This window comes from Actinoplanes sp. NPDC051851 (assembly GCF_040681165.1).
GTDB lineage: Bacteria > Actinomycetota > Actinomycetes > Mycobacteriales > Micromonosporaceae > Actinoplanes.
Window position 1 is genome coordinate 156532 of record NZ_JBFAYF010000014.1, and the last position, 6852, is coordinate 163383.

5 protein-coding genes are annotated in these 6852 nt (G+C 69.5%); 2 read left to right on the top strand and 3 right to left on the bottom strand.

Translation table 11 applies throughout. The annotated features are described in order from the left end of the window. Nucleotides 1-7: 7 nt before the first annotated feature. Together AB0M08_RS16710 and AB0M08_RS16715 are read right to left on the bottom strand one after the other, a co-directional pair. Complete coding sequence (locus AB0M08_RS16710; RefSeq protein ID WP_364493427.1) at nt 8-778, bottom strand: lysophospholipid acyltransferase family protein; 771 nt, start codon at nt 776-778, stop codon at nt 8-10. Beyond that, the gene (locus tag AB0M08_RS16715) at nt 775-1536 is read right to left on the bottom strand and encodes a GNAT family N-acyltransferase (RefSeq protein WP_364493429.1); all 762 of its coding nucleotides are present in this window, start codon (nt 1534-1536) and stop codon (nt 775-777) included. The genes AB0M08_RS16710 and AB0M08_RS16715 overlap by 4 nt, the downstream gene beginning before the upstream one ends. 442 nt (nt 1537-1978) lie before the next feature. On the opposite strand from AB0M08_RS16715, the gene AB0M08_RS16720 reads away from it, so the two are divergent. Both AB0M08_RS16720 and AB0M08_RS16725 read left to right on the top strand, forming a co-directional pair. After that, entirely contained in the window at nt 1979-5689 is a 3711-nt protein-coding gene (locus AB0M08_RS16720) for a multifunctional oxoglutarate decarboxylase/oxoglutarate dehydrogenase thiamine pyrophosphate-binding subunit/dihydrolipoyllysine-residue succinyltransferase subunit (RefSeq protein WP_364493445.1), read from the top strand. 59 nt (nt 5690-5748) lie between these two features. Next, nucleotides 5749-5925 carry a DUF6104 family protein gene (locus AB0M08_RS16725; protein ID WP_364493431.1) on the top strand — a complete coding sequence of 59 codons (177 nt, stop codon included), beginning with the start codon at nt 5749-5751 and terminating at the stop codon, nt 5923-5925. A gap of 6 nt (nt 5926-5931) precedes the next feature. Here AB0M08_RS16725 and AB0M08_RS16730 read toward each other — a convergent pair whose 3' ends face one another. Then, entirely contained in the window at nt 5932-6714 is a 783-nt protein-coding gene (locus AB0M08_RS16730; protein ID WP_364493433.1) for a tropomyosin, read from the bottom strand. Between the last annotated feature and the right edge of the window lie 138 nt (nt 6715-6852).

The window sequence follows — 6852 nt, forward strand, 5'->3', positions numbered from 1 at the left end:
GCGTGCTTTACGCCGCGAGCCGGTATCCCTCGCCCGCCATGCTGCGCTGCGCCGCCCGGGCCAGCGCCCGGCGGTCCGCTCCGGCGGCCGGCCGCAGCGGGGGCGCGGTGACCACCGTCACGGTGACCCGGCGCAGCCGGACCACCCGGAGCACCGACGCGAGCAGGGTGTCCTCGCCGATGTAGGAGACCTCGGTGGTGGCGTAGCCGATCGAGGTCGGCACCACCGGGGCGCCGGCGTCGATCGCCGCCTGGAAGAGCGCCGGACGGAAGCGGCCGCTCTCGGCGCCGCAGTACGTCGTACCCTCGGGGAAGACCGCGACCGAACGCCCGGCTCGCAGCGCGGCAGCCACCTCGCGCACCGTCTCCGGCAGCGTCGTCGGCCGGGTCCGGTCGATGAAGATGGTGCCGGCGCGGCGCGCCATCGCGCCGAGCCCCGGCCAGCCGCCCACCTCGTGCTTGGCCACCAGCCGCATCGGCGTCACCGCGACCACCGCCAGCACGTCGATCCAGGAGACGTGGTTGGCGACCAGCAACGAGCCCGGCCGGGGCGCCGGGCCGCGGTGGACCACCCGGACGCCGAGGACCGCGAGCAGGCCGCGGGCGACCAGGCGGGCGGCCGAGCCGCCGAGGAGCAGCAGCAGCGCCAGCCCTGCGGCCAGGGCGGCGATCAGACCGGTCAGGCGCAGGCCCGCGAGCCAGGGCGCGGCGTGCGGGCCGGCACCGGGCCGGCAGCCGTCGCCGCACCCCGACGCGGGCCGCCAGAGAGCGGTGTTCATCGGGTCGCCCCCAGGAAGTGCCGGCGGTACCGCGGGTCCATCCGGTCCATCGAGAAGAGGACGTAGAAGTCGGCGCAGTCGAAGTCCGGGTCCCAGGCCGGCTCGCCGCAGACCCAGCTACCCAGCCGCAGGTACCCCTTGAGCAGCGCGGGCACCGCGACCTTGGCGTCCGGGACCAGCCCCTCGGGTACGGTCCACGGCCGGCGCGGACGGGCTCGCAGGGCCGGCGGGGCGAGGTGCCTGGCGTTGATCCGCTCGCGGACGCCGGCCGCGACGATCCCGCCGTCGGCCAGCGGCACCGAGGCGCAGCCGCCGAGCCAGCGCAGGTTGTTCAGGTGCAGGTAGCGGGCGATACCGGCCCACATCAGGTTCACCACGGCGCCGGAGCGGTGGTCCGGGTGCACGCAGGAGCGGCCGATCTCCACCAGCTGGTCGCGCAGCGGGCGCAGGGCGCTCAGGTCGAACTCGGTGTCGGCGTACCGCCGGCCGGCCAGCTCGGCGGCGCGCGGCGGGAGCATCCGGTAGGTGCCGACCACGTCACCGGTCGCGTCGTCGCGCACGATGAGGTGATCGCAGTAGACGTCGAACTCGTCGACGTCGAGGCCGTCCACCGCGGTGGTGAGGGTGGCGCCGAGCTCGCCCGCGAACACGTCGTGGCGCAGTCGCTGAGCGGCCTCCACCTGAGCGGCGTCGTCCGCGATGAGAAGCGTGTAGCCGCTGGTCCCGATGGGTGCGGCGGCGGTCATGAGAACTGCCATGTGATCTGTGTAAGGGCGGCACCTGCCGATGGCGTGTCGCGCTTGGTGGCGATGCGTGACCGCTGGATGAACGCCTTGTGCGACCCGTTCTCCCCGGGTACGCCGTACGCATGGCTCCGTCCCGGTATTCGAGAAGGTGGACGTGCTCAATCCCACCGTCACATCGGCGTCGATGATCTCCCGAAGGCTCCCGCGGCGCGGGATCCGGGCCCTGATCCTTCTCGGATATCCCCTGGCAACGGGCATTCCGGGTGGTTCACTCGTCAGGAGGCGCGACGGCACTCGGCGCGTGATCACTGCGTGCGGTCCGCGTTCGTCACAGACCGGACGTCCGGACGGACCGCGCCCGTGCACGGCGTAGCCTGGACACCGGATCCTAACCCGTCCCGCGTGACAGGGCTGTCACGTGATGACAAACACGGTGAAAGAGGCGAACGCGGCAGTGTCGACGCAGCAGACTTCGCAGGACAATCCACTCGGGGATTTCGGTCCCAACGAGTGGATCGTCGACGAGATGTACCAGCGATACCTGGCCGATCCGACCAGTGTCGACCCTGCCTGGCACGATTTCTTCGCCGACTACAAGCCGGCGAAGGCCTCGGGCTCGATCGTGACGCCGGACGAGGCGACCGCGGCCAACGCGACCAAGAGCGCCGCCAAGGCAGGCACGGACGCACCCGCCGCCGCGCAGGTCGCCCCGGCGAAATCGGTCACCCCGCCGGTGCCGGCCGCGCAGGCCGCACCGAAGCCGGCTCCCGCCAAGGCCGCGGCCAAGCCCGCCGCGAACGGTGCCGCCCCCGCCGGGAAGCTCACCACGCTGCGCGGGGTGGCCGGCAAGATCGTCCAGAACATGGAGGCCTCGCTGCAGGTCCCCACGGCGACGTCGGTCCGCGCGGTGCCGGCGAAGCTGATGGTCGACAACCGGATCGTCATCAACAACCACCTCTCCCGCGGGCGGGGCGGCAAGGTCAGCTTCACGCACCTGATCGGCTGGGCGCTGATCCGCGCGGTCGTGGCGCACCCCGAGATGAACAACACCTACGCCGAGGTCGACGGCAAGCCCACCCTGGTGCAGCCGGAGCACGTCAACCTCGGCATCGCGATCGACCTCGCCAAGAAGGACGGCTCACGCACCCTGGTGGTGCCGTCCATCAAGGGCTGCGAGGCGATGGACTTCCGGCAGTTCTGGCAGGCGTACGAGGACGTCGTCCGGCGCGCCCGCCGCAACGAGCTGACCATGGACGACTACGCCGGCACCACGATCTCGCTGACCAACCCGGGCGGCATCGGCACGGTGCACTCCATCCCGCGCCTGATGAACGGCCAGAGCGCGATCATCGGCGTCGGCGCGATGGAGTACCCGGCCCCGTACGCCGGGATGAGCGACGAGATGCTCACCGAGCACGGCGTCAGCAAGGTCACCACGCTGACCAGCACGTACGACCACCGGGTCATCCAGGGCGCGCAGTCCGGCGAGTTCCTCAAGGTGATGCACGAGCTGCTGCTCGGCGGGCACGCGTTCTACGACGAGATCTTCACCTCGCTGCGGATTCCGTACGAGCCGGTGCGCTGGGTGCGCGACGTGGCCCGGACCTCCGAGGGCCAGATCGACAAGACCGCCCGGGTGGTCGAGCTGATCCACGCGTACCGGGTGCGCGGTCACCTGATGGCCGACACCGACCCGCTCGAGTTCACCATCCGCAAGCACCCCGACCTGGACGTGCTACAGCACGGCCTGACCCTCTGGGACCTGGACCGCGCCTTCCCGGTCGGCGGCTTCGCCGGCAAGCAGAAGCTGCGGCTGCGCGACGTGCTCGGCGTGCTGCGGGACAGCTACTGCCGGCGGGTCGGCATCGAGTACATGCACATCCAGGACCCCGAGGAGCGCCGCTGGATCCAGGAGCGCATCGAGGTCAAGTACACCAAGCCGGACACCGACGAGCAGAAGCACATCCTGGCCCGGCTGAACGCCGCCGAGGCCTTCGAGACCTTCCTGCAGACCAAGTACGTCGGCCAGAAGCGGTTCTCGCTCGAGGGCGGCGAGTCGCTGATCCCGCTGCTCGACGCGGTACTCAAGGCCTCCGCCGAGCAGGGCCTGGACGAGATGGTCATCGGCATGGCCCACCGCGGCCGGCTCAACGTGCTCACGAACATCGTCGGCAAGCCGTACGAGAAGCTGTTCAACGAGTTCGAGGGCTGGATGGACCCGAAGTCGGCGCACGGCTCCGGCGACGTGAAGTACCACCTCGGCCAGACCGGCAAGTACACGACGCCGGACGGCGAGCACTCGACCACCGTCTCCGTGGTGGCCAACCCGTCCCACCTGGAGGCCGTCGACCCGGTCCTGGAGGGCATCGTCCGGGCCAAGCAGGACCGCCTCGACCTGGGCCTGCACGGATACACGGTGCTCCCGGTCCTGGTGCACGGCGACGCCGCGTTCGCCGGTCAGGGCGTGGTCGCCGAGACGCTGAACCTCTCCCAGCTGCGGGGCTACCGCACCGGTGGCACGGTCCACGTGATCGTGAACAACCAGGTCGGCTTCACCACCGCGCCGGAGTACAGCCGCTCCACGATGTACTCGACCGACGTCGCCCGGATGGTCGAGGCCCCGATCTTCCACGTGAACGGCGACGACCCCGAGGCCGTGGTCCGGGTCGCGAAGCTCGCCTTCGAGTACCGCCAGACGTTCAACAAGGACGTCGTGATCGACATGATCTGCTACCGCCGCCGCGGTCACAACGAGGGCGACGACCCCTCGATGACCAACCCGCGGATGTACCAGATCATCGACACCAAGCGCAGCGTGCGGAAGCTCTACACCGAAGAGCTGATCGGCCGGGGCGACATCACCGTCCAGGACGCCGAGGAGCAGCTCCGGGACTACCAGTCCCGGCTGGAGGAGGTCTTCAAGGCCACCCGGGACGCCGCCGGCACCCCGCCGCGGCCGCACATCATCGCCGAGGAGCCGGAGCCGCAGGTCGACACCGCGATCGACTCGGACCTGGTGCGCGCCGTCGGCCAGTCGCACATCGAGCTGCCCGAGGGCTTCACCCCGCACAAGCGGGTCCAGCAGCTGCTCGACCGGCGCGCCAAGATGTCCACCGACGGCGGCATCGACTGGGGCTTCGGCGAGCTGATCGCATTCGGCTCGCTGCTCGCCCAGGGCGTCACCGTCCGGCTCGCCGGCCAGGACTCGCGCCGTGGCACGTTCACCTCCCGGCACGCCTCGATCGTGGACTCGCAGACCGGCAAGGACTTCCTGCCGATCACCTCGCTGGCCACCGGCACCGCCCGCTTCTTCGTCCACGACTCGCTGCTCTCCGAGTACGCCGCGATGGGCTTCGAGTACGGCTACTCGGTGGAGAACAAGGAGGCGCTGGTCCTCTGGGAGGCCCAGTTCGGCGACTTCGTCAACGGCGCCCAGTCGATCGTCGACGAGTTCCTCTCCTCCGGCGAGGTGAAGTGGGGCCAGCAGTCCTCGCTGGTGCTGCTCCTCCCGCACGGCATGGAGGGCCAGGGCCCGGACCACTCGTCCGGCCGTCCCGAGCGGTTCCTGCAGCTCTGCGCGCAGGACAACATGCGGGTGGCGAACCCGACCACCCCGGCGAACTACTTCCACCTGCTGCGCCGCCAGGGTCTGTCCACCAAGCGCAAGCCGCTGGTGGTCCTCTCGCCCAAGTCGCTGCTGCGCCACAAGCAGGCGGTCTCGCAGGTCTCCGACTTCACCCAGGGCACGTTCCAGCCGGTGATCGGCGACGCCGGGATCAACGGCACGCCGCTCGACGCCGGCTCGGTGAAGCGGGTCCTGCTCTGCTCCGGCAAGGTCTACTACGACCTGCTGGCGGCCCGGGGCGACCGGAACATCACCAACACGGCGATCATCCGGATGGAGCAGATCTACCCGCTCCCGGTCGAGGAGCTCAAGGCGATCCTGGCGCTCTACCCGAACGCCGAGGACTTCGCCTGGGTCCAGGAGGAGCCGGCGAACCAGGGCGCCTGGTCGTTCGTGGCGCTCAACCTGCTGGAGCACCTGGAGGGCGTCCGGCTCCGCCGGATCTCCCGCCCGGCTGCGGCCGCCCCGGCGGTCGGCTCGGCCAAGATGCACGAGGCCGAGCAGTCGGCACTGATCGAGGCGGCCCTGCCGCGCCCGTGACACGCTGCTGAAGAGGGGGCGCTCCGCATCGGCGGGGCGCCCCCTCTTACTATCCGGACATGTACTTCACCGATCGCGGCATCGAGGAACTGGTCGAACGGCGTGGCGAGGAGACCGTGACGCTGGAGTGGCTGGGCGAGCAACTGCGCACCTTCGTCGACCTGAACCCGGAGTTCGAGACCCCGATCGAGCGCCTCGCCACCTGGCTGGCCCGCGACGACGAGGACGACGAGTAACCGCCCTCAGTTCGCGCTCGGCGCGCCCCCACCCAGCAGCTCGAGGATCCGATCCAGCTTCCCGTCCTGAGCGTCGAACCTCTGGTCGATGCCCTCGAACCTCTGATCGATGCCCTCAAACCTCTGGTCGATAGCCTCGAACCTCTGGTCGATGGCCTCAAACCTCTGGTCGATGGCTTCGAACCTCTGGTCGATCTCCCGGAAGCGGGCCTCGAAGACGTCTCGCATGCCGTCGAGTCTCACCTCCAGCCGGTCCATCCGCTGCACCACCGACTTGAGCTGAGCGCTCATCGCCTCGAAACGTCGTTCCAGGCCCTCGAGACGTCGTTCCAAGCCCTCAAAACGTCGTTCCAAGCCCTCGAGACGTCGTTCCAAGCCCACGAAGCGGCGGTCCATCCCGTCGAGGCGGGCGATGACCATCTCGAGCTTGCCCTCGACATCGGCCAGGCGCCCTTCCTGTGCCTCGTAGCGATCCTCCAGCGCGGTGAACCGCATCGTCAGCGTGTCGATGCGGTCGGCCAGCTCGTCGATCTTGCGGCCGTGATCCGACTGCGTCTCGGCCAGCGCCTTCACGAGATCCGCGATCCGGTCGACCTTCTCGTTGAGATCGGACAGGTCCCGGTCGATCGCGGCGCGCAGACCCGACTCCATGTCCATTCGCTCCTCCAAGACCGACACCCGCCCCTTGAGTTCGCCGAATTCCCTACGCACGTCTTCCCTCCCCATTATGGGCCGCCAGGACAGCGACCACCATGCATCAAAAGCAGGATTGACCTGCGACAACTTCACGCCAGTCCGATCAATCCGCACCGACGGAGCCATTAGCAGGGGACTAGTACGGCAGCCGCCATTTGCTAGTTGGCCAGGGAATACTCTCGGTTGAGTCGGGTGCGTTGGTGGAACCAGCGTGCTCGGGCTTGGTGGCGG

Coding starts and splice junctions, on each gene's coding strand:
- AB0M08_RS16715 (WP_364493429.1), bottom strand. CDS start 1,536: ATGGCAGTTCTCATGACCGCCGCCGCACCCATCGGGACCAGCGGCTAC.
- AB0M08_RS16725 (WP_364493431.1), top strand. CDS start 5,749: ATGTACTTCACCGATCGCGGCATCGAGGAACTGGTCGAACGGCGTGGC.
- AB0M08_RS16710 (WP_364493427.1), bottom strand. CDS start 778: ATGAACACCGCTCTCTGGCGGCCCGCGTCGGGGTGCGGCGACGGCTGC.